This window comes from Actinocrispum wychmicini, assembly GCF_004345645.1.
GTDB lineage: Bacteria > Actinomycetota > Actinomycetes > Mycobacteriales > Pseudonocardiaceae > Kibdelosporangium > Kibdelosporangium wychmicini.
Genome location: NZ_SLWS01000008.1, coordinates 401451 through 423207 on the forward strand (window position 1 = coordinate 401451; position 21757 = coordinate 423207).

Sequence of the window (21757 nt, forward strand, 5' to 3'; positions counted from 1 at the left end):
TTTTCCTCTCGTGATGGGGGATTATCCGAGCAACGCCCGGCCGTAGTGGTCCTGCGGACCGGTAACGCCTGGCAGCGCGTAGAAGTAGCCGCCGCCATAGGGGGAGATGTAGTCGACCAGCGGCTCGTCCGCCAGCCGCTGCTGGACCGCCTCGAACTGCCGCTCGAGGTCCCGCTGGTAGCAGGTGAAGATCAGGCCCATGTCCAGGTTCCCGTTGGTGTCCACGCCACGGTCGTAGTTGGCCGCGCGGCGCAGGATCCGGCTGTCGTCGGTCTCCGGCGTCCGCGGGTTCGCCCGGCGGATGTGGCTGGTCAACGGGATCACCGTGCCCACCGGGTCTTCGGCGTACCGCGGCACGTCCTTCTCGTCGGCGCCGTCGAGCGGGGCGCCGGTGTCGCGGCGGCGGCCGAACATGTTCTCCTGCTCGGCCAGGGACACCCGGTCCCAGAACTCCACCAGCATCCGGATCAGCCGGATCACCTGGTAGCTGCCGCCGTCTTCGGTCCACACCAGACGGTCGACGGCCGCGCCCTCGGGGTTGGCGATGCCGTCCTTGAAGCCCATCAGGTTGCGCGGCGTGCCCGCCGGTCGGGGCGGCGAGCTGAACCCGTTGATCTTCCAACGCAACTGCATACCGCCGCGGGTCGCCCGCGCCAGGTCGCGCAGGGCGTGCAGGACCGTGTCCGTGTCGCTCGCCGCCAGGATGAGGCTGAGGTCGCCGTGGCACTGGGTGGGGTCGAGGGCGTCGTTGGGGAACATGGTCATCGGCTTGAGCTTGGCCGGTTTCCGGTCCGCCAGGCTATATCGGTCGTCGAACAGGGACGCGCCGACGCCGACGACCACCGACAGGTCGCTGGTGGGGACGACCGGTCCGAGCACGCCGGAGTCGGCGGGCGGGGCCGTGATGCCGAGCGTGGCGGGCGCGCCGCCGGTGGTCAGGAACCGCGCGCGGTCGGTGATCGACTTCATCAGGTCCGTCAACTCGGCCTTGTTCTCGGCGATCACGTCGAACGACGCCACCACGCTCTGCTGCGGCAACTCACGCAAGATGCCGGCCTGACGTGCGCCGTGGAACGGGACGGTCTGGGGGTTTCCGCTGGCACTTGCGGTGACTGTGCCCGCGGTGGCGGCCAGACCGGCGCCGACGACCGCGCCGCGCAGGAAGGAACGACGTGTGCTCACGACACCCTCCTCGGCTCCGCGATGGCCGCGATCGGGGCGAGTTGCTCGGTCAGTTCGCTCACGTCTCCGTTGATCTTCTGCCGGGTGTGCTGGTCCAGGTGGGCCACCGGGGTCCACGTGCCGTCCGGTCGGCGGGTCCGGTCCAGGTCGGACGCCGTCCGGCCGAGCCATTTGTCCACTGTGGGCAGGCCGGGGTAGCGGGGTTCCAGCAGCGGCCGCAGGACGTCCAGGACGGCCTTGGTGCCGTCCAGGTTGGCCCGCGCGGTGGCCAGGTTCGTGCCGCTGCCGTAGTCGGTGCGGGCGGTCAGTTCGAACTGCAGGGCGTTCTCGACGATCTCGTGCGCGCGTAGGCCCAGGTCGTTCGGGTCGACCTGGCTGTCGCCGAACGTGTCCTTGAGCTTCTGGACGTCGACAGCCAGCTGGTCCGCGACCGCGGCCAGAGCGCCCATGTCCTCGTCGTGCCAGAGACCGTACTCAAGGCGGTGGAACCCGGTGAAGCCGTCGTCCGCGGTGCCTTTCGGCAGGCCGTCGGTGGTTCCGTTGATCGAGCCGTTCAGGTCGCCGAAGGCGTCGTAGGCCGCGCCGAGCCGCTCGTAGCCCAGGTGCGCGGTCAGCCAGGCCGCCTTGCTCGCCGCGCGGTCGCCGCGGTGCACCACGTCTTTCAGCGCCGTCGTGTCGTTGATCAGTCCGCCAAGGGCGTCGGTGATGTGCTGGTGGTACGCCTTCAACGGCCCCAGGAGGTCGTTCTTGGTCACCGGCGCGACACCTGGCGACCGCTCCGCGCCACCTTTGACGGTCGACGTCGGACCGACGAGGGCGGACGCGTCCTCGGGCAGGCACCGAAAGGCGTAGTCGCCGTTACCGAGCGTGACTTGGAGCGGCCGGGTGGTGCCGGCGCCGAGACCCTCCACCTCGCCGTAGATCACGCCCGTCGCGGGGTCGATCAGGTCGACCTCGGCGGTCACCGACCCGTCGTTGCGCAGCCGGAACGTCTGCGGCCCCGGCTTCGGGTCGGTCCAGCCGGTGCCGCAGGTCGACCGGGAGATCGCGATCTCGGGGTCCGTCGGCCCGTCGGCACCAGGCCACAGCAGGACGACCGCGCCCGCGACGACAACCAGACCCGCAACCCCGCCAACCACCCAACGGGCACGCACCCCGCACCCACTCCTGTCGCTCGAACGGACTACCAGGGACGAATTATGCGAGCGGAAAGTGAAAAACGCTGCCCCCGGAGGTCGGAGAACAGGGAATTCACCAGGTCTTCAACCGCTCAGTTCGCGAACCGGAGAATCCGGACCGCGAACACCGGGAATTGTGCCCTGTTTGCCCAAAGAGCGCACCTGTGTCGAATTCATCCGCAGTGGTGCATTGGTCGGTGTTCACCCCGGCAGTGCTGGGGTCACCTGCCTGAACGTCAGTTCGATCGCGGTCTTCCGCGCGTGCAGCTGGTATTTCGGGAGCACGCCCGGTCCACAGGACGCCGAGCCCAGGCCGTTCTGCGCGATGTCCAGATTGAGGTGGATCCAGTGGCCGGGTTCCAGTTCGTGGGTATGTGCCGCTTTGTCCAGATCTTCGGTGGTCCAGCGGCGCGCGGTGAAGTCGAAGGCGCCTTCGATTCGCAGGCCGGTCCCGTTGTCGGTGAGCTCCAGCCAGCGGGTGTCCGCGCGGTTCCCGTTCTCCTGGGGGAAAACGTACGGGGTTTGCAGGTCGTCGACGGATTTGCGGAACCGGCCGACGCGGGCCGAGGTCCGGCTGTCGGCGTACGCCTCGTTCGGACCAAGGCCGAACCACTCCACCTGGTCGTATCCGCCCGGGAGGGCCATCCGGAGGCCCAGCCGCGGCAGCACCGGCCACTCGCCCTCGGGCTCGATCGTGACGTTGAGGTGGACGGCGGCGTCACTCGCTGTCCAGGTGTACGTGACCGCCATGCCCTGGGCCCGTGCCGGTGGGGCGACCCGGGTCCGGACGACCCGGCTCATCCCGGTGGTCTCGTCGGACACGACCCGGTGTTGGAGCCGGTGCAGGCCGGCGTCCCGCCAGGCGCGTTCGTTCTCGGGCCGGTCGTTCTCGGTCGGGGCGCGCCAGAGGTCCAGCCGGGGTTCCTCGACCGGGATGCCCAGCAGGGTGCCCGGGGTGTGGTCGAAGGGCCGCGCGGGCCGGGTGGTCGTCGCCGGTCGTGGGGTCACGTTGACCTGGCCCCACGCCACCACATGCCCTTTTGCCGCCCACGGGGTGTCTTCTCGAGTGTGGGCTCGGATGGTGAGCCAGGACTCCTTGGCCGTCGCCGGAAGTTCGGGGAAGGGGAGGTCGGTGCTCTGTCCTGGGTGGACAGTGGGCAGGTCGAGTGTGCCGGCGGCCCGCTCCTGGCCGTCCTCCTCCAGGATCCAGTCGAAGTCGAGGTGCGCCAGCGTGCGGAAGTCGTAGTGGTTCGTCACCCGCCGGCCGTCGATCCGGACCGGCTCGATGACCTTGGCGTACTCGACGAGGCCGGGTGACGGCGTTCGGTCCGGGAAGACCAGGCCGTCGATGACGAAACTGCCGTCGTGGATCAGCTCGCCGAAGTCGCCGCCGTACGCGAAGAACTCCCGGCCGTTCGCGTCCTGCTGACGGATGCCGTGGTCGATCCACTCCCAGACGAACCCGCCCTGACATCTTGGGTACTTCTCGAACAGGTCACGGTACTCCAGCAGACCGCCCGGCCCGTTGCCCATCGCGTGGGCGTATTCGCACAGGATGAACGGCATCCCTTGGGCCTGGCCGATCTCTTCGACCTCCGCGTGGGTCATGTACATCCGGCTGTAGACGTCGACGTACGCGCAGTCGTAGTCGCCTTCGTAGTGCACGGGTCGCGTGTCGTCGCGTTGCCGTGTCCACGAAGCCATCTCCGCGAGGTTGCGACCGGTGTGGGACTCGTTGCCCAACGACCAGAGGATGACACTGGGGTGGTTCTTGTCCCGTTCGACCATTCGGGACATCCGGTCCAGATACGCTGATGTCCACTGTGGATCATCGGAGGGATTGCGTTCCCAGCCGACCTCGGTGAACCCGTGGGTCTCCAGGTCGCACTCGTCGACCACCCACAGCCCGAGCTCGTCGCACAGGTCCAGGAACCGCGGATCCGGCGGGTAGTGGCTGGTCCGGACGGCGTTGATGTTGTGCCGCTTCATCAACAGCACGTCCTCACGCGCGAGGACGTACGGCACCGCGCGGCCCAGATCCGGGTGGTGTTCGTGCCGGTTGACACCCTTGAGGAGAATCCGCCTGCCGTTGACCTTGAGCAGGCCGTCCTCAATGGACACTGTGCGGAAGCCGATGCGCACAGGCACCCGTTCGGTGTCCGTGGCGAGGACGCCGTCGTAAAGTCTTGGTGTCTCAGCGGTCCACGGCTCCACCAACCCGACATCGATCGGCTGGCCCACCGGTGCGTCGATGCCCAACTCGGGGATGGACAACACCGCGTTCGCGTCGGTCTCGACTTCGACCCGGCCGGTCCCGGCGACGTGGTCGTAGGACGCGCGCAGAAAGAAGTCCGGGACACCGCCGACCGGCCGTTCCAGCACGGTGACCGACCGGAAGATCCCGGACAGCCACCACATGTCCTGGTCCTCCAGGTAACTGCCCGACGACCACTGGTGAACCCGCACCGCCAGCAGGTTCCGTGCCTTGAGCACCCCGGTCACGTCGAACTCGACCGGCAACCGGCTACCTCGCGTGACCCCCAACTCAACCCCGTTGAGCCAGACCCGGCCGCACGAGTCGATGCCCTCGAACCGCAGAACGGTCGGCCCGTCCCAGGGCACCGAGAACTCCACGCGGTAGTCCCCGGTGGGGTTGTCCGACGGAACGTACGGCGGATCGACGGGAAAGGGGTAAAGATGGTTGGTGTAGGCGGGTTGCCCGTGGCCGTGCATCTGCCAGTTCGACGGCACGGGCAAAGTCGGCCAGTCGGTCGCGTCAAAGCTGTCCAGCTCGAACCCGGCGGGGGCGTCGGCAGGGCTGGGGGACAGGTGGAACTGCCAGTCGCCGTCCAGGCACAGCGAACGCGCGTCCGAGGTGAACGCCGCCCGCGGTGGCAACGCGCCGTGTCCCGGGGACACATCGTCGAGGTAGGACATGGCCACCTTCGCTGTCGTGAACGGTCACGTGAACGGTCACGGACGAGTCTCGGACTTCGGCTTGCGGGAGTCAAGTGGTGTCAGGCCGAGCCGCGCAGCAGCAGGCTGGCGCGGATCGTCACCGGCTCGGGGTCTTCGCCGGCGAGCAGGTGTTCCACTTGGTCGATAGCTGTGGTGCCGAGTTTCTGGGTGTCGATCCAGACGCTGGAGAGGGGTGGTTCGACCATGGTGCCGATGTGCAGGCCGTCGAAGCCGATCACGGCCAGGTCCTCGGGGATTCGGCGGCCCAGGTGGCGGGCTGTGCGCATGGCGCCGATGGCGATCACGTCGTTGTAGGTGAGCAGGGCGTCCAGTTTGGGCTGTGTGTCCAGGATGGTGACCATGGCCCGTTGGCCGCCGTCGATCGACTGGCCGGCCGCGACCACCGTGCCCTTGAGGTCGTGGTTGGTCATGGCGTTCTGGAACCAGGTGCGGCGCAGGCTCGGGCCGTGGCGGTCTTCGTGGTCGAGCATGCCGATTCGGTGCCGGCCCGTTCTGGCGAAGTGGGCGACCGCCGCGTGGATGCCCTCCTCGCCGTCCACGTGGATGGCGGTGGTGTGGGCACCGCTGGTGGACCGTCCGATGTGGACGACCGGGAGGCCGGTGGTGTGCCGGTCGATCACGTCGTCGGGCAGGCTGAGGTACCCGACGATCGCGTCCACCTGGGAGCCGATCACGGCCAGGGTGCGCTGCTCCTGGGCGGGGTCGTCCGCGGTGTCGTAGACCACCACGTGCCAGTCCCGGCGGCGGGCCGCGACCAGGGCGGCCGAGGCGACCTCGGTGAAGAACGGGTTCATCAGGTCCGGGATGACCAACCCGATCGACGTGCTGTCCTGCCGGACCAGCCCACGGGCGAACCGGCTCGGCCGGTATCCGAGCTCGCGCGCGGCGTCCAGCACGCGTTGCTTGGTGGTCCCGTCGATCTCACCCTTGTCGTTGAGGGCTCGGGACACCGTCTGGTACGACACACCGGCCGACTTGGCGACGTCACGGATGGTCACCCGTTTGTTCGTTGCCGGCCGGTCTCGCACGTCAAGACGGTAGCACCGGTGCCCGTTCGCCGTTGTTTCCGGAAAACTCTTGCCCTCTTTCGAACACCCGACCTACCCTGGACGCACCGCCGCCTCTGGTAACCCGCACCGGAGGATCGCTGTGGCGAAAAGAATCCGTGTTGTCGGCGCGCTCGCTTTGGCGGGCGGCCTCCTGTTGCCGGCACTACCGGCGAACGCGCAGGTCGAGGGCGGCGGCTGGACCCCGTGGTCGCCGAGTTTCAAGGTGCAGCAGGTCGGCTGCGGCACGGTCGACGACCTCACGTTCAAGCTGAGCTGCTCGTCGGGCAGTGGCGAGCAGCGGGCGGAACGCCGGTACACCACCTATTCGACCGGCACCCACCAGTTCGAGGGCTCGTTCCGGATCACCAGCATGGGCGGCAGCCGGATCAGCCTGAAGCAGACGTTCGGCGCGAGCGGGCCGTTCTTCCTGCTCGCGGTCGAACGCGGCGGCCGGCTGTACTCGGTCGAAGGCGGCGCGACCATCGCCACCGGCGCGACCGTCGGCACCACTGTCCGGGTCAACACCGTCAACCAGGTCGGGTCGACCCACCGCACGTACATCAACGGGTCGTTGAAGAACACGACGTCCTCGCCGAACCACTCGTACTACGACAAGTTCGGGGCGTACCGGACGGCCAGCGGCGCCGGGCCGATCACGGTCGTGTGGAGCGGGATCCGGTTCTGGCAGAAGTGATCCGCGCACTGTTCGGGCTGCTCGTGGTGCTGGCCGGCTGCTCGGCCGGCACCACGGGCCCCCAACTGACGGCCACCCTGACGGCGCCGACCGACATCACCCTGACGTGGCGCCCGACCGACCCGGCGGCGGCCGGCCAGATCGTTGAGTACACCAACGAAGCCGGCTCGCCCTACACCATCCTGGCGTTCGTGCCGCCGGACCTGGCCACCTACCGCCACCCCGACCTGATCCCGCAAACACCGTTCTACTACCGGATCCGACCCTACTACGGCACCGCGTCCACCCCCGTCAACGTGACCCTGCCGCCCGGCGACGTCGATCAGTCCACATCGGACAACGGCGACTGGGCCCGACCGGCGACGATCCCGGGCGGCCCACCGGCCGTCGCCGGCGTACGTGACCCACGCTCGGCGCCGACCGCGTTGACCCCGACGATCGTGAACCCGAACGGCATCCACTTCACCTGGACCGACAACTCGACCGACGAGGAAGGTTTCTTTCTCGAAGTGCGCACACCCGGTGAGACCCTTTTCCGAGTGGCGGCCGTTCTTGACCCGAATGTGACAAGTTTCGGGCTCACCACCCTCGAATCGGAGAAACAGGCCGCATACCAGGTTCGCCCGATCCGGTACGGCCCGCCCACAAACGTCGCCCACCAGACCACAGGCGGCCAATCCGGGTAATGTTCAGCGGTGCGGGCGGAACGAGGGAGGGCCCAAGATGGCGACGTGGGAAGATTTGGTCGAGTTCATCCAGGGTGAGTACCGGGTGGTGGCCAAGACGCAGGACGAGATCCGGGTCGAGTTCGAGTGGGAGGACGAAGATCGCACCCAAGTGATGATCATCGCCCGCGAAGAGCTCGACCGGAAGTACGAATGGGTACAGATCCTCACCCCCATCGGCCTGGCCAAGGACGTGAACCTGCACCTACTCCTAGAGTCGATCGGCCACACCACGATCGCCTGCGGCGCGGCCATCATGGGAGACCACGTAGTGCTCCGCCACGCGCTGCCCCTGGAAAACCTGGACATCAACGAATTCACCGACCCACTAGCCCTGATAGCCGGCGCCGCGGACAACCTCGAAGCCGAATTCTGGGGCGGCGACAACTACTGACAAAGCAAAGCATCCACACAGGACACTGAGAGCGGCAGTCGACCACCGAGGCAAGCGACAGGCGGAGGCCAAGCGCGGAGCGCCAAGCGGGGCTAGTTGGTGAGCGAGGGCTAGTTGGGGGGCTGGTTGCTGAGCGGATGCTTGTTGGTGAGCGGGAGTTGGTTGGTGAGCGAAGGTTCGGTTTTACATGGGGCACGGTGGGTTTAAAGCTGGCTATGGCGGCAGGCCCAAAGACATCCCAGCGACAGACCGGTGGGGGACAAGACGAGGAACCCTTGGCCTGCCGGCGTAGTCGGCTTGCACCCACCGTGGGGGTCCCCATGTCAAACCGAACCGTGGTGGGCACCTAACGCCCGGCGACAATCACCCCTCGACGGCCCGCAGAGCCGATTCGATCAAATCAGCGACCGCGACCGGTTGAGACGCCAGAGAAGCGTGGCCCGACGCGACCTCGATGGTCTTCCGCGCGGCCATCCGAGCCGCCATCCGGCGCTGGTTGTCCGGGTGGATCATGCGGTCCTCGGTCGACACCTGGTACCACGACGGCTTGTGCTTCCACGCGGGTTCGGTCACCGGGGCGACGAACGCCGCGCCGAGGGGTGCTTTCTGGGTCACCGCCATGACCAGGGCCTCGTCGGCCGGGAGGTCCTGGCAGAAGCTCTCGTGGAACTTGTCCGGCGCGATCCACAGGTGGCCGTCGGAGTCCGGGGCGACGTTCGCGCCACCCGGCGCCGGGTACGCCTCGCCGATCGTGGCCAGGCTTTCGCCGGTGTCCGGCGCGAAGGCGGCGATGTACACCAGGCCGGCGACGTTGGGCAGGTTGCCGGCCTCGGTGATGACCGCGCCGCCGTAGGAGTGGCCGACCAGCAGGACCGGGCCGTCGACCTGGTTGATCATCTGCTGGGTCCGGGCCGCGTCGTCGGCGAGCGAGGTGAGTGGGTTCTCCACCGCGCGCTGCGACCGGTGGCCGCGCCTGTCCAGTTCGACGATGACCTTGGCCCAGTGGGCGGCGCCGCCCCAGAAGCCGTGAACGAACAGCACGGTTGCCATGACCGGGATCCTCCTTGGTTTGGGATACTGACCACCAAGCTACGTGGAGGATGGGGCAAAAACTATGGCCGAAACGACGCTGAACTTTGCCGTTTCACCACATGACGGGGACGCGCTGTCCGACGTTCTGCAGGCTGTCCACCTGCACGGCGGAGCCATGGAACGGGTGTTCGCCGACCACGTGAATCACCCGTCCGGTACCCGACTGCTGCATATCGTCGAGACCGGCAGCGCCCGTGTCGAGTGTCCGGGTGGCGTGGTCGTCGACCTGGGTGTCGGCGACTTGGCGCTCCTCGCGCGCGGTGACGCGCACACCATCCGCGCGGTCCCGACGGCGCAGTGGGTGACCGGCCAGTTCGTGGTGGACAACCTGGTGGCCGACCCGCTGCTCGGCGTCCTGCCGCCGGTGGTCGTGATCCGCGCGGACACAGCCTGGTTGTCGGTGTCGCTCGACCTGATCCTGGTCGAGCTGGTCACCCCGCGGCCCGGTTCGCGGGTGATGCTGTCCAGGGTCCTGGACCTGCTGTTCATCCACGCGCTACGGGCGTGGGCGGCGGACAACCGGCACGCCAGTCCCGGCTGGCTGACCGCCGCGATGGACCCGCGGCTCGGGCCGGTGCTGTCCGCGATCCACCAGGCGCCGGGACGCGACTGGTCGGTCACCGAACTCGCCCGCCTCGCCACCCTGTCCCGGTCGGCGTTCGCGACCAGGTTCGCGACGTTGCTCGGCCAGCCGCCGGCGGCCTACGTGCACCGGCAGCGGCTGGAACGGGCCGCGCACCTGCTGCTGTCCACCACCGAGCCGGTGGGGCGGGTCGCCGAGCGGGTCGGGTACGCCTCCGAAGCCGCCTTCAGCCGTGCGTTCACTCGCGCCTACGGCAAGTCGCCGCGCTCATGGCGAAGGACAGGGTGACCGTTTTACCACCCGATATGACCAACGATCTGGTCGTCCGTTACTGGTGGTATCGACCCATGGATACTCATCGTATTGCTCTCATCCCTGGCGACGGGATCGGCAACGAGGTGACTCCCGCGGCGTGCGCGGTCCTGGACGCGATCGGTCGACGGCACGGCGTTCGTTTCGAGTACGACACGTACGACTGGTCCTGCGCGCGCTACCTCACCGAAGGCGCGATGATGCCCGCCGATGGGCTGGAACGGATCCGGCACCACGACGCGATCTTCCTTGGCGCGGTGGGTGATCCGGCCGTCGCCGACCACGTGTCCCTGTGGGGCCTGCTGATCCCGATCCGCCGCGGCTTCCGGCAGTACGTCAACCTGCGGCCGATCCGGCTGTTCCCCGGCGTGCAGGGCCCGCTCAAGTCCGGGACGGTCGACCTGGTGGTGGTCCGGGAGAACGTGGAAGGCGAGTACAGCGAGATCGGCGGCCGGATGAACCGTGGCTTCCCGGAGGAGATGGCCGTGCAGGAGGCGGTGTTCACCCGGACCGGGGTCACCCGGGTGGTGGACTACGCCTTCACGTTGGCGCGGACCCGGCGCGGCCACGTGACGTCGGCGACCAAGTCGAACGGGATCGTGCACACGTTGCCGTTCTGGGACGAGCTGGTGGCCGAGTGCGCGCCCGCGTATCCGGACGTGACCTGGGACCAGGAGCACATCGACGCGTTGTGCGCGAAGCTGGTGCTCGATCCTGGGCGGTTCGACGTGATCGTCGCGTCGAACCTGTTCGGCGACATACTTTCGGACCTTGCGGCCGCGGTGGCCGGCAGCATCGGGATCGCGCCGGCCGCGAACCTCAACCCCGAGCGGGAGTTCCCGTCGATGTTCGAGCCGGTGCACGGCTCCGCGCCGGACATCGCGGGGCTGGGCGCCGCCAACCCGGTCGGCGCGATCTGGACGGCCGCGATCATGCTGAACCACCTGGGGTACGTCGAGGCGGCGGCCGACGTGGAGGACGCCATCGCGACGATCTTCGCGAAGACCTCGTTGCGCACAAGGGATCTGGGCGGCACGGCGATGACGGACGAGTTCGTCAAGGCGTTCCTGGACGTACTGGGGTGAAAAAACCGGACAGAACACCCGAGAACCGGCACTTGTCCGGATTGGTCTAGTCCAAAGTATTGACACCGGGCGGGTCGTCCGCGCACATTTCATGAACGGGTCTCGGACCCGCTCGTGACCGAATGCCGGGTACGCCCTCCTTCGCAGTGGCGCGAATCGGAGGTGGGCGGACCGCCAGCGCGAGGAGAGCACGATGCAACCCAAAGTATCCAGAAGGACAGCGATCTTCGCCGCGGCCGCCGCCGCGGCGGTCGTCGGCGGACTGGCCGTCGCAGCCCCGGCCGGTGTCGCGCCCACCGCCGCCGCCGCGACGTCCGGCGGCGTGCGAATCGCCTACTACGACCAATGGAGCATCTACCAGAACGCCTACTACCTGAAGAACGTCGACTCGATCGCCAACAACCTCGACGTCCTGCTCTACGACTTCGAGAACATCAACCCCAGCTCGCTCACCTGCTTCGAGGCCACCAAGGCGACCGATCCCGACCCCGGCGGCGAGAACAACCCCAACGCCGGTGACGGCGCGGAGGACCAGTTCGCCGACTACCAGAAGTCGTTCGGCGCGGACATCAGCGTCGACGGCACCGGCGACGTGTTCAACCAGCCGATCGCCGGCAACTTCCACCAGTTGCAGGAACTCAAGGCCCGCCACCCGAACCTCAAGGTGCTGCTCTCCCTGGGCGGCTGGACCTACTCGAAGTACTTCTCCGACGCCGCGGCCACTGACGCGTCCCGCAAGAAGTTCGTCGGCTCCTGCATCGACATGTTCATCAAGGGGAACATCCCGGCGTCCGGCGGCTTCGGCGGCCCGGGGACCGCGGCGAACATCTTCGACGGCTTCGACATCGACTGGGAGTACCCGGCCGTCAACACCGGTCACCTGGGCAACCACTTCAACGCCAATGACACGGCGAACTTCACCGCTCTGCTGGCGGAGTTCCGGACCGAGCTGGACGCGTTGGGCGGCAAGCACTACACGCTGTCCGCCGCGCTGCCGGGCGGTCAGGACAAGGTGGCGAAGATCCAGACCGACAAGATCGGCAAGATCCTGGACTTCGGCAACGTGATGACTTACGACATGCACGGCGCGTGGGACGCGACCGGGCCGACGAACTTCCAGGACCCGGTGTTCCCGTCGGCGAACGACCCGTCGAACGTGATCACCCCGGGGACCGAGAAGTACAACGCCGACTCGATCATCAAGGACTACATCAACGGCAACAGCGCGTACGGCATCACCGGCGGGTTCCCGGCGAACAAGCTGACCATGGGCATCCCGTTCTACTACCGGGGCTGGACCGGCGTCACGGCCGGCTCGAACCACGGTCTGTACTCGACGGCTTCCGGGCCGTCGGCCGGGAAGACCCTGAGCGGCAACGTGCCGGGTGTCGCGATGTACAAGGAACTGTCCGGGGTCGTGAACAACCCGGCCATGACGTTCTACGACGCGACCAGACAGTCGTCCTGGTTCTACGACGGGAACAACTTCTACACCGGCGCGTCGCCGCAGTCGATCAAGGCCCGCACGGACTACATCCACTGCACCGGCCTCGGCGGCGCGATGATGTTCTCGCTGTACGACCTCGACCCGGCGTCCACATTGTTCAACGCGGTCGTCAACGGCCTCAACTCGTCGACGCCGAACTGTTCGACGCCACCGCCGTCGAGCTCGACCACACCACCCACGAGCTCGACGACCCCGCCGACGAGTTCGACCACTCCGCCGACCAGCTCGACCACACCACCTACGAGCTCGTCGACGCCGCCTCCAGGCGTCCCCGCGTGGGCGCCCAACACCGCCTACACCACCGGGCAAAAGGTGACCTTCAACGGCAGCACCTACACCTGCCGGCAAGGCCACACCTCGATGGTGGGCTGGGAACCGCCCAACGTTCCGGCTCTCTGGCTGAAGAGCTGACACCGGGCGGTCCGAACACCGGTACCGGCGAGCCGCCGGTACCGGTGTTCTTTAGGATCACCCAGCGTGGAACTGAGGCAGCTGGCGTACTTCGTGGCCGTGGTCGACGAGGCCAACTTCACCAGGGCGGCGGCCCGGATGCACGTGGCGCAGCCCGGGGTGAGCGCGCAGATCCGGCAGCTGGAACGGGAACTCGGGCACGAGTTGCTCGACCGGGGCGGCCGGTCGGTTCAGGTGACCGAGGTGGGCGCGGCCGTGCTGCCGTTCGCACGTGCCGCGCTGGCCGCCGTCGAGGGTGCGCGGCTGGCCGTCGACGAGCTGGCCGGGTTGGTTCGCGGGCACGTGGCGCTCGGCATGATCACGTCGCACGCCTTCGACATTCCAGGGCTGCTCGCCGGGTTCCACGACGATCACCCGGCGGTGGAGATCACGTTGTCCGAGGCGAACTCCGACGTGTTGGTCCGGGACGTGCTCGCCGGGCGGCTGGACGCGGCGATCATCGGCTACGCCGGGGACGCGCCCGAGGGACTGGGCGTGCACGTCCTCGTCGACGAGCCCATCGTCGCCGCCGTCGCTCACTCGGATCCGTTGGCACGCACGGCAAGTCTCTCGATCGACGCCCTGCGGGACCGGCTCCTGATCTGCCTGCCGCTGGGCACCGGCGTCCGGTCGAGCCTGGAGAAAGCCTGTGCCCAGGCCGGTTTCCGGCCACATGTGGCGTTCGAGGCCGGCACGCCGCCGATGCTCGCCGAACTGGCGCGGCGCGGGTTGGGGATGGCGATCCTGCCCGAGTCGTTGGTCGGCAGCCGCCCCGAGCTGCACGGGATCTCCCTGGCCGGGCTGCGCGGGACGCTCGCGCTGGTGTGGCGCGGTGCCGCCCCGGGCAGCCCGGCCGGCCGAGCCCTGGTCGATCGGGCACGGCAGGTCCTGCGGGGCACGTGACGAACCACATCCCGCGGTTCGGCTGGGCACTTCCGTCCGTTCTTGTGGCGCCGTCGTGGTCAGCCCGGACGGGCACACCGTGACCGGCCGGATCATGTCCGCCGAGCAACGGCGGTGGGTCGGATCGGCCACCTGGACCGGCCGTCGCACATCATGCAACTCGCGGCGGCCCACCTGATGGCCAACGGCGGCGCGATCCGGCTGATGCACAGGCTACGCCAGTTGCGTGCCCGGAAGCGGGCCATCGTCGAACCGGCGTTCTCCACAGTGGACACAACGTTCGCGGTGCCGACCGCGGGGCCGGCCACGGACGTGGCGTCGGCACTGCTCAGGCGCGGAGTCCGTACGGAAACGCTTGCCCCGTACTACTTCGCGCCTGAGCTCGTGCCGCAGGCACTGCTGCTCGGTTACGTCCACCTACCGGACAGCTTGTTGCGCAAAGCCCTGTCAGTGCTCGGTGAAGTACTCGGCCGGATGACCTGTGAAAGCGGTGGGCCCGTTGATCTTCCCGCCGGCCACGACCAGGCTGTCCGTGGTGTCGGTTAGCGCCACCGGACCGTTGACCGTGCTGCTCAACAGTTGGACCGCGGTGGCCCGGTAGGCGCTGATCGGCCCGTTGATCTTGGCCTTCGTCGCCACGAGCGACGCGCCGGGCAGGACCGCGACCGGCCCGTTGACGTCCGCATTGGACAGACACGTCACACCGCTGAGCGCGACGATCGGTCCGTTGTGCCGGCCGGTGATCGTGGTCGTGCACGCGGGCGGCGGCCGCAGCAGCGTCACCTTGAACGTGCCGGCCGCGCTGATGTTCCCGGTCGGGTCCTTGGCCCGGTAGTCGATGGTGTGCGTGCCGAAGGCGGGTGCCGGAGTGTCCCAAGGGGACAGTCGGGGCTCGCCGAGCTTGCCGTAGACGAGATTGTCGATGTTGGTGCCGTTCGCGGTGAACTGCCACGGGCTGTTCGCGTCGGTCGGCCAGCCGAAGTAGTTGAACCAGCCGTCGCCGTCGGTCTGGAACTCGTTGATGTCGTACCCGGCGGTGTCGTCGGTCGCGCTGAGCTTCATGGTGAACGGGCTGTTGTACACGTACTCCGGCGGCTGGCCGGGCTTGACGACCTTCGAGATCGGAGTGGACAGTTCGTAGTTCGGCACCGGGTCGGTGGCGTCGATCCGCCAGGTGAGCGTGTGACCCGGCACGGACGCGGTGAGCGTGTGGGTTCCGCTGAGATGGAAGGCGTCCAGCGGCAGGTCCCGGTCGTTGCCGGGGGCGGCCACCGGCCGGCCGTCGATCGCCCACGACACCGGGACGACCTTGTCCACCGGCCGGGTCGGCTCGGCGTACACCACGTCGTGGCCGCTGACCGGGCGGTCCGTCGGGGTCGACGAGACGAAGTCGGCCGTCGTCGGCGGGCGAGGCGTCGTGATCGTCGTGTCGACGGTCCAGGTGCGTGTCCGGGTCAGCGCCGAGGAGTTGCGGACCGCGGGGTCACGGACGAAGTCCGTGGGGTCGACCACGGTCGCGGTCAACGTGTGCCGGCCGGCGGAAACCTGCAACGCGGCCAGGTCGACGCTTCGGCTGCCGTTGGTGGCGAGCACATTGCCGTCAAGTTTCCAGGTGACGTCCAGTGTGTGATTCGACGGGTGCAGCGCCTCGACCCACACCACCCGGTCGGCGCCGACCGACGCGGTGTTCGGCGTCCCGTCCTGCAGGATGGTCGTCTTGCCGGACAGCCGCTGGGTCATCCGTTCCCGGCTGATCTGGTCGAAGTAGTAACCGAGGGTCTTCATCATCGAGTGTTTGCTCGGCCGCCACACGCCGGTGCTGTCGTACATGCCGCTCTCATACCGGCCGATCGTGCCACCGGACAGGCTCGGCTCGCCCAGCCACCGCCACCACTTCTGGTGCTGGTCCTTCATCTGCTGCTCGGTCAGCACGGTGTGATGCACCGACGACGGCTCGCCGCCGGTGTACGCGCCGCCACGCACACCTCGTGTCAGGTAGTCGTACTCGTCCTGCAGGCCACCCAACGAATGGCCGAGCTCATGCGGAGTGATCAACGCTGACAGTGCGTTGCCGCCGGACGCCGTCGCGTACGTCCCGCCCGCGCCGCCGTACGTGTCGCTGTTGCCGATGGCGAGAAGTTGCCGGTTGCTTGAGTTCGTGCCCGGCACCAGGTTCGCGTACTGCGTGAGAGCGGTGTCATCGACGGTCAGTAACCGTTGCACGCTCTGCGGGTCACAGCCGCCCCAGAATCCCATGTGGAGCGGTGTGTCCCGGCGCGGTGACGTCAGGTTCGGGTCACAGCTGATCCCGGACACCGCGGACGGCACCTCGACGGCGTAGATGTTGAGGTAGCCACGGTAGGACTTGAACGGTTCCAGGCTCAGCAGGACGTTCATGTGCTTGTCGACGTGTTGCCGGAACTTGGGCATGTCGGCCGCGGTGTAGCCGTCACCCACGATCACGATGTTGAAGCGTTTGGCCGGGTCGCCGGTGATCCGGACCGGCACCACGGTCCCGGTCGCCGCCTGTGCCGGCGGAATCGCTGTCAGGAAAGGGACCACCGCCACCACGGCCGTCACCAGTGCGCGTCTCCACATGGCCGGGACGCTATGTTTCGCACGATGCCGTTGTGCAGAGCCGAAAGTAGCTTATGCTCCTGCGGTGGCGCACGTGCCGGCCGAACAACGCAGGCAGCAGCTGGTCGCTGCCGCGTTCCGCGTGGTCGCCCGGGAAGGCGTGGCTGCCGCCAGCACCAGGCGGATAGCCAACGAGGCCAAGCTCCCGGCGGCGGTGGTCCACTACTGTTTCCACTCGGTGGACGAGTTGATCGACAGTCTGATGGTGGTGGTCTTCGAGGAGGCCACCTCGGTCGCCGCGGTCGCCCTGAAGTCCAGGGGAACGCCTGAGAAGTCCATCCGGGACGCACTGCACCGGATGTGGGCCAACTACCGGGCCGAACCCGCCCGGCACAAGGTGGTCTTCGAACTGATGGCCTACGGGTTACGCCGGCCGGCGGCGGAGCGGATCGCCCGCCGGCACCAAGGCCGATTAGGACTGTTGGCGGAACGTTTCCTGGCCGAAGTGGCCGAGGCGAACGGAACCCACTGGCAGACCCCGGCCGCCGTGCTCGGCCGGGCCTTGATCTCCACAGTGGACGGCGTGTTGCTGAACTGGCTGGTGGACCGGGACGACACCCGAACCGAAGCGACACTGGACTGGCTGGCCACCAGCCTGGCCGCGAACGCCGTGACCACCATTCCCGGTCCTTAGGCGCGGGTGCCGATAACGAAGTTGCCGGTCGGGCCGTCGGTGTCCCGGCCGTAGCCGGCCGCCAGGGTGTTTCCGTTGTGGCTTTCCACTTTCCAGCCGTGCCCGGCCAGCCAGTCGAAAGTGGGGATGCCGCCTTTCCACATCGCGGTGAGCGGCGCCAGGTCCGGCGTGGCCTTGGCCATCCGGCCGGGGGAGTGCTGGCCGTCCGCGTCCCGGTGTTCACAGGCCACCTGGCTGCCCGGGGCGGACAGGTCGGTCACCGACGTCAGGAGTTTCGCGGCGTCCTCGGCGGTGAGGTAGACCAGCAGACCTTCGACCAGCCACGCGGTCGGCACAGTCGGGTCGAATCCCGCCGCACGCAGTGCACCGGGCCAGTCCTCACGCAGGTCGACGGGGACCACGGTCCGCGCGACCGAAGGTGTCGCCCCTTCGGCGGTCAGCACTTTTTCCTTGTACGCCAAGAGGGCCGGCAGGTCCAGTTCGTACAGTCGCAGGCCGGCCGGCCAGCTCAACCGGAACGCGCGGGTGTCCAGGCCGGCGGCCACCAGTACCACCTGACGACAGCCGGCCGCGGTCGCCGCGAGCAGATAGTCGTCGTAGAACCTGGTGCGGATCACGATGTGCAGCCGGAAGACCGAGGTGCCGGCGCGGTTGTCCGGCGTTCCCTCAGGCACGAACGCCGACGCGTACGGGTCGGCGAACAGGCGGTCCGGCCGGTTGGTCTCCAGCGCCCGCAGCCGGGCGACCCCCACCGCGGTCCGTGACACATCGGACAATTCCGTCACAACTGCCCCCGTGCGTCCAATGTTTAGCTTAGCTATGGATAGCTTACCCGGATTCGCGGACCACCAGTGCGGTGGGGACGATCTGCGGGTCGGGCGGGAGGGGCGTGCCGTCGAGATGAGACAGCAGCATTCGGGCCGCCGCCTCGCCCATCTCCCGCGACGGCTGACGCACAGTCGTCAGGGACGGCTGAGTGTGCGCGGCGATCGCGATGTCGTCGAAGCCCACAACCGCGACGTCGTCGGGGACGGCTCGACCCGCTTCGCGCAAGGCGTCCAGGACACCCACGGCCATCAGGTCGTTCTGGGCGAACACGGCGTCCAACGCGGCTCCCGACGAGATCAGTGGCCGAATCGCCGCCCTGCCCCCGTCTCGGGTGAAATCACCTTCCACGACAACGGATTCCATACCCGCGGCGCTGAGCACGTCGGTGAACCCGGCCGTCCGGTCCCGCGTGCACCCGAACTCCGCCGGCCCCGTCACCACGACGAAATGACGGCGGCCCGACGCGAGCAGGTGCCGCGCGCCGTCCGCGGCGCCTTCGCGGTTGCTGGTCGCGACCGACGCGAAGCCGCGGTGGTGCCCGCGGTCGTCGATCATCACGACGGGCAGACCGGACTTGTGCAGGGTGGTGATGTACTCCACCGAGTTCGGCGGTTCGATCAGCAGCAGCCCGTCGAACGCGTTGGCCGACACGTGCCGCGCGAACTGGGTCAACGAGTCGGCGCCGCGGTTCATGGTGTTCAACAGCAGGCCGTAGCCTCGGGCTTCGAGCACGTCGGCCACGCCTTGCAGCACGTCGCCCATCCACGGCCAGGTCAGACCGGGCACGAGCATGCCGACCGTCTCGGTGCGGCCCTTGGCCAGGCCGACCGCGCGGGCGCTCGGGGTGTAGCCGGTGGCGGCGATGACCTCGCGGACCCGGATCGCGGTGGACGCGTCCACGTCTCCCTTGTTGTTCAGCACCCGGGAGACGGTCGCCTTGCTCACCCGCGCCCGGCGAGCGACTTCAGCGATCGTGACGCGCATGTCCCCGCCTCGGCTCGACGATGCCGTCACAATAGCTATCCGCCGAGGTGGGCGCGGCCGAATCCCGGATGGTGCCGGTGCGAAAGGTCGGGCTCACCCCCATGAGAGCCCGACCTGGGGCTGATCACAGCAGAGCGCCCTGTCACATCGCTGACATCCGGATGTCACGACGGCCGCGGGAACACGGCCAGGAAGCGCGCGGCCGCCTCGCCGTCCCCCTCGATCCGCACGTGACCTGCGCGAATGGCGTCAGCGACCGGCCGGCCGCCGAAAACGATGGACCGCAGGACCGCGACGGTCCCCTCGATCACCACGTCCGGGTCAGCTGCCGCGCCCCGGGTGAACGCCACCCTGCCGTCCGCGATCTCGGCGTGGAAGCGGTCGTCCTCGACGCGGAGTTCGTAGTGGCCGCCGACCTCGCCGGCGAGGTCCGGGCGGAAGGTCGTCTTCAGGGCGAGGACGAACGCGAACACGCTCATCCCGGCGGTCGACACCAGCGGGGTCAGGCTGCCCCACCGGCCGAGCTCGATCAGCACCGGCTCCAGCGCCCGGCCACGGTCGGTCAGGTCGTAGACCCAGGCGTTGGCCGGCGGGCCGAGCCGGCGGCGGACCACCAGGCCGTTGTCCTCCAGTTCGCGCAGGCGCTGGGACAGCACGTTCTGGCTCGCGGTCGGCAGGCCGGCGCGCAGGTCGGTGAACCGTTTCGGCCCGTACAGCAGCTCGCGGACGACCAGCAGCGCCCAGCGCTGGCCGATCATGTCGAGCGCTCGCGCGATCCCGCACGGCTCGTCGTAACTGCGATCCGACACGGCTACTCCTAATTTCGCACTACCTGGTGTTAGTGTAGGACCATCACTGCCGAGAAGGGGACTGCCCATGGCCACGTATGTGCTCATCCCAGGCGCCGGCGGCGACGCCGGCTACTGGCGTTACGTCGAGCCGCTCCTGCGCGAACGCGGACATGACGTGGTCGCGGTCGACCTGCCGGGCAGCGACGACTCCGCCGGCCTGGCCGAGTACGTCGACGTCACGGTCGACGCGATCGGCGACCGGACGGACCTGATCCTGGTGGCCCAGTCCATGGCCGGCTTCACCGCGCCGATCGTGTGCACCCGGGTCAAGGTGGACCTGCTGGTCATGGTCGCCGCGATGACACCGAAACCCGGCGAGTCACCAGGGGACTGGTGGGTGAACACCGGATCCGCCGAAGCCCGCCAGCAGTCCGACGAGGCGCTCGGGCGGTCGGCGGACGAGCCGTTCGACTTCATGTTCACGTTCTTCCACGACGTCGACCCGAAAGTCACCGAGGAGCTGTTCACCGAACCGGAACGGCCACAGTCGGACGGGCCGTTCGGGCAGCCGTGGCCGCTGGACGCTTGGCCGGACGTGCCGACCAGGTTCCTGCTGTGCCAGGACGACCGCTTCTTCCCCGCCGAGTTCCAGCGCCGCGTGGTCAAGGAGCGGCTCGGGATCACGCCGGACGAGATGCCCGGTGGGCACCTGCCGGCGTTCGCCCGTCCACTCGACCTGGTTGAACGCCTTGAGGCGTACCGGCTATCGGCGTAGGTAGAACCGTTCGATCACGGTCCACGTCGTCGTGGTGGCCAGGTAGATCCCGGCGGCCAACGGCAGCACGCCGACCGCCAACGACGTGCCGAACGGCATGAGCCGCAAGAACCTGGGGGACTCCGCCGGCATCGCCCGCGACGAGAACCAACCGACCACGAGCAACGCGGCGAACAGCACGACGAACACGACCGACCCGGACGTCAGGAAATGACTGCCGAGCGGCGCCCCGAACAACGTCCTCGCCAGCAGGTCGTTCGGGGCGCCGTTGATGGTGGTGGCCGAGAACAGCCGGTACATGACCATGAAGAACGGCAGCTGCAGCAGCACAGGCAGACAGCCGGCGAACGCGGACGTCCCCTCCTTCTGGTACAGCGACATCAGTTCCCGTTGCAGCCGCTCAGGATTGCGCTTGTGCTTCTCGCGCAGCTTCGTCACCTGCGGCGCGAGGGCGGCGCGCGTCTTCTCGCCCCGGACAGCCATGCGCGCCAAGGGATGCAGCATCAGCCGGATGGAGATGGTGAACAGGACGATGGCCAACGTGACGCCGGTGGCGCCGGCCAGCCAGGACACAAGGTGGTACGCGCCCTGCGCGGGCACGTCAAGGAAACCGAACATGGTGGGCAGCACTCCGTCTTGATCTGGATTCGGGCAGGCGGAAGCGGCCGCGCTTGAAACGTCAGGCGGCCGCGAGCGCGGCCGACGGAGCTCTCGGCCGAGGCCGCCCCGACGCGTCCGGATCCCGAAGACGGAGGAAAGTGCTGTGCCGGGCCCGTTCCCGCAGCGCGACGGCCCGGACCAGGGCAGGCGCCCCAGTCGGCGCCGGCAGGACACAAACGGTGAGCAGGATCGCGGCGGTCAACGCGAGCGCGAGCTGCCCCGACCCGTCCAACCCGACAAAGAGAAAAAGAACAGGCAGAACAACGGCCAGCACCATCCGCAGCCGAGTGAACGCCATGCCCCTACCGTACCCGG

21 protein-coding genes are annotated in these 21757 nt (G+C 68.2%); 10 read left to right on the forward strand and 11 right to left on the reverse strand.

The window, feature by feature from the left end; all coding sequences use genetic code 11:
- Positions 1-21: 21 nt before the first annotated feature.
- The 4 genes from EV192_RS34710 to EV192_RS34725 all read right to left on the reverse strand — a co-directional run bounded on the left by EV192_RS34710 (position 22) and on the right by EV192_RS34725 (position 6367).
- Positions 22-1182 (reverse strand): Dyp-type peroxidase, encoded by a 1161-nt coding sequence (locus EV192_RS34710; RefSeq protein ID WP_243727258.1) that lies wholly within the window; start codon positions 1180-1182, stop codon positions 22-24.
- Complete coding sequence (locus EV192_RS56250; RefSeq protein ID WP_132122819.1) at positions 1179-2336, reverse strand: EfeM/EfeO family lipoprotein; 1158 nt, start codon at positions 2334-2336, stop codon at positions 1179-1181. Before EV192_RS56250 ends, EV192_RS34710 begins: the two co-directional genes overlap by 4 nt.
- 225 nt (positions 2337-2561) lie before the next feature.
- Positions 2562-5297: a glycoside hydrolase family 2 TIM barrel-domain containing protein gene (locus EV192_RS34720; RefSeq protein WP_132122820.1), complete on the reverse strand. Its 2736-nt coding sequence runs from the start codon at positions 5295-5297 to the stop codon at positions 2562-2564.
- 80 nt (positions 5298-5377) lie between these two features.
- Positions 5378-6367 (reverse strand): LacI family DNA-binding transcriptional regulator, encoded by a 990-nt coding sequence (locus tag EV192_RS34725; RefSeq protein WP_243727259.1) that lies wholly within the window; start codon positions 6365-6367, stop codon positions 5378-5380.
- Positions 6368-6488: 121 nt separating this feature from the next.
- On the opposite strand from EV192_RS34725, the gene EV192_RS34730 reads away from it, so the two are divergent.
- The 3 genes from EV192_RS34730 to EV192_RS34740 are packed head-to-tail and all read left to right on the forward strand — an operon-like array spanning position 6489 to position 8201.
- Positions 6489-7082: a hypothetical protein gene (locus EV192_RS34730; RefSeq protein WP_132122821.1), complete on the forward strand. Its 594-nt coding sequence runs from the start codon at positions 6489-6491 to the stop codon at positions 7080-7082.
- Positions 7079-7768, forward strand: coding sequence for a fibronectin type III domain-containing protein (locus tag EV192_RS34735; protein WP_243727260.1), 690 nt, complete (start codon positions 7079-7081; stop codon positions 7766-7768). Before EV192_RS34730 ends, EV192_RS34735 begins: the two co-directional genes overlap by 4 nt.
- A 37-nt stretch (positions 7769-7805) precedes the next feature.
- The gene (locus EV192_RS34740; protein WP_132122822.1) at positions 7806-8201 is read left to right on the forward strand and encodes a type III secretion system chaperone family protein; all 396 of its coding nucleotides are present in this window, start codon (positions 7806-7808) and stop codon (positions 8199-8201) included.
- Between the two features lie 363 nt (positions 8202-8564).
- On the opposite strand, the gene EV192_RS34750 is transcribed toward EV192_RS34740, so the two are convergent.
- On the reverse strand, positions 8565-9251 hold the full coding sequence (locus tag EV192_RS34750; protein WP_132122824.1) for an alpha/beta hydrolase: 687 nt from the start codon (positions 9249-9251) through the stop codon (positions 8565-8567).
- Positions 9252-9315: 64 nt separating this feature from the next.
- Between EV192_RS34750 and EV192_RS34755 the strand changes: the two genes are divergently transcribed.
- The 5 genes from EV192_RS34755 (at position 9316) to EV192_RS34775 (ending at position 14679) form a co-directional block, all read left to right on the forward strand.
- Entirely contained in the window at positions 9316-10164 is an 849-nt protein-coding gene (locus tag EV192_RS34755; protein ID WP_132122825.1) for an AraC family transcriptional regulator, read from the forward strand.
- Positions 10165-10223: 59 nt separating this feature from the next.
- Complete coding sequence (locus tag EV192_RS34760; RefSeq protein WP_132122826.1) at positions 10224-11273, forward strand: tartrate dehydrogenase; 1050 nt, start codon at positions 10224-10226, stop codon at positions 11271-11273.
- Between the two features lie 193 nt (positions 11274-11466).
- Positions 11467-13191, forward strand: coding sequence for a glycosyl hydrolase family 18 protein (locus EV192_RS34765; protein ID WP_132122827.1), 1725 nt, complete (start codon positions 11467-11469; stop codon positions 13189-13191).
- A 66-nt stretch (positions 13192-13257) separates the two neighbouring features.
- Positions 13258-14133 (forward strand): LysR family transcriptional regulator, encoded by an 876-nt coding sequence (locus EV192_RS34770; protein WP_132122828.1) that lies wholly within the window; start codon positions 13258-13260, stop codon positions 14131-14133.
- A gap of 114 nt (positions 14134-14247) precedes the next feature.
- Complete coding sequence (locus tag EV192_RS34775; protein ID WP_132122829.1) at positions 14248-14679, forward strand: aminotransferase-like domain-containing protein; 432 nt, start codon at positions 14248-14250, stop codon at positions 14677-14679.
- Here the strand turns inward: EV192_RS34775 and EV192_RS34780 are convergent.
- Positions 14581-16731 (reverse strand): M64 family metallopeptidase, encoded by a 2151-nt coding sequence (locus EV192_RS34780; protein ID WP_132122830.1) that lies wholly within the window; start codon positions 16729-16731, stop codon positions 14581-14583. The two genes, EV192_RS34775 and EV192_RS34780, sit on opposite strands and share 99 nt — an antisense overlap.
- Positions 16732-16795: 64 nt before the next feature.
- Here EV192_RS34780 and EV192_RS34785 point away from each other — a divergent pair, with 64 nt between their 5' ends.
- Positions 16796-17404 (forward strand): TetR/AcrR family transcriptional regulator, encoded by a 609-nt coding sequence (locus tag EV192_RS34785; protein WP_165960776.1) that lies wholly within the window; start codon positions 16796-16798, stop codon positions 17402-17404.
- Here the strand turns inward: EV192_RS34785 and EV192_RS34790 are convergent.
- From EV192_RS34790 to EV192_RS34800, 3 genes are all read right to left on the reverse strand, one after another.
- Positions 17401-18189 (reverse strand): SAM-dependent methyltransferase, encoded by a 789-nt coding sequence (locus EV192_RS34790; RefSeq protein ID WP_132122832.1) that lies wholly within the window; start codon positions 18187-18189, stop codon positions 17401-17403. The two genes, EV192_RS34785 and EV192_RS34790, sit on opposite strands and share 4 nt — an antisense overlap.
- 43 nt (positions 18190-18232) lie before the next feature.
- The gene (locus tag EV192_RS34795; protein WP_132122833.1) at positions 18233-19216 is read right to left on the reverse strand and encodes a LacI family DNA-binding transcriptional regulator; all 984 of its coding nucleotides are present in this window, start codon (positions 19214-19216) and stop codon (positions 18233-18235) included.
- A gap of 164 nt (positions 19217-19380) precedes the next feature.
- Positions 19381-20025 carry a winged helix-turn-helix transcriptional regulator gene (locus EV192_RS34800; protein ID WP_243727261.1) on the reverse strand — a complete coding sequence of 215 codons (645 nt, stop codon included), beginning with the start codon at positions 20023-20025 and terminating at the stop codon, positions 19381-19383.
- Positions 20026-20092: 67 nt separating this feature from the next.
- Between EV192_RS34800 and EV192_RS34805 the strand changes: the two genes are divergently transcribed.
- A complete protein-coding gene (locus EV192_RS34805) occupies positions 20093-20782 on the forward strand; it encodes an alpha/beta hydrolase (RefSeq protein ID WP_132122835.1) in 690 nt (229 codons plus the stop codon).
- Here EV192_RS34805 and EV192_RS34810 read toward each other — a convergent pair.
- Positions 20771-21400, reverse strand: a complete 630-nt coding sequence (locus tag EV192_RS34810; RefSeq protein WP_132122836.1) for a YidC/Oxa1 family membrane protein insertase — start codon at positions 21398-21400, stop codon at positions 20771-20773. The genes EV192_RS34805 and EV192_RS34810 overlap by 12 nt on opposite strands.
- Before the next feature lie 61 nt (positions 21401-21461).
- The gene (locus EV192_RS34815) at positions 21462-21740 is read right to left on the reverse strand and encodes a DUF6412 domain-containing protein (RefSeq protein WP_207926374.1); all 279 of its coding nucleotides are present in this window, start codon (positions 21738-21740) and stop codon (positions 21462-21464) included.
- Positions 21741-21757: the final 17 nt, after the last annotated feature.

Coding starts and splice junctions, on each gene's coding strand:
- EV192_RS34760 (WP_132122826.1), top strand. CDS start 10,224: ATGGATACTCATCGTATTGCTCTCATCCCTGGCGACGGGATCGGCAAC.
- EV192_RS34795 (WP_132122833.1), bottom strand. CDS start 19,216: ATGCGCGTCACGATCGCTGAAGTCGCTCGCCGGGCGCGGGTGAGCAAG.
- EV192_RS34765 (WP_132122827.1), top strand. CDS start 11,467: ATGCAACCCAAAGTATCCAGAAGGACAGCGATCTTCGCCGCGGCCGCC.
- EV192_RS34755 (WP_132122825.1), top strand. CDS start 9,316: ATGGCCGAAACGACGCTGAACTTTGCCGTTTCACCACATGACGGGGAC.
- EV192_RS34750 (WP_132122824.1), bottom strand. CDS start 9,251: ATGGCAACCGTGCTGTTCGTTCACGGCTTCTGGGGCGGCGCCGCCCAC.
- EV192_RS34780 (WP_132122830.1), bottom strand. CDS start 16,731: ATGTGGAGACGCGCACTGGTGACGGCCGTGGTGGCGGTGGTCCCTTTC.
- EV192_RS34815 (WP_207926374.1), bottom strand. CDS start 21,740: ATGGCGTTCACTCGGCTGCGGATGGTGCTGGCCGTTGTTCTGCCTGTT.
- EV192_RS34740 (WP_132122822.1), top strand. CDS start 7,806: ATGGCGACGTGGGAAGATTTGGTCGAGTTCATCCAGGGTGAGTACCGG.
- EV192_RS34805 (WP_132122835.1), top strand. CDS start 20,093: ATGGCCACGTATGTGCTCATCCCAGGCGCCGGCGGCGACGCCGGCTAC.
- EV192_RS34720 (WP_132122820.1), bottom strand. CDS start 5,297: ATGTCCTACCTCGACGATGTGTCCCCGGGACACGGCGCGTTGCCACCG.
- EV192_RS34810 (WP_132122836.1), bottom strand. CDS start 21,400: ATGTTCGGTTTCCTTGACGTGCCCGCGCAGGGCGCGTACCACCTTGTG.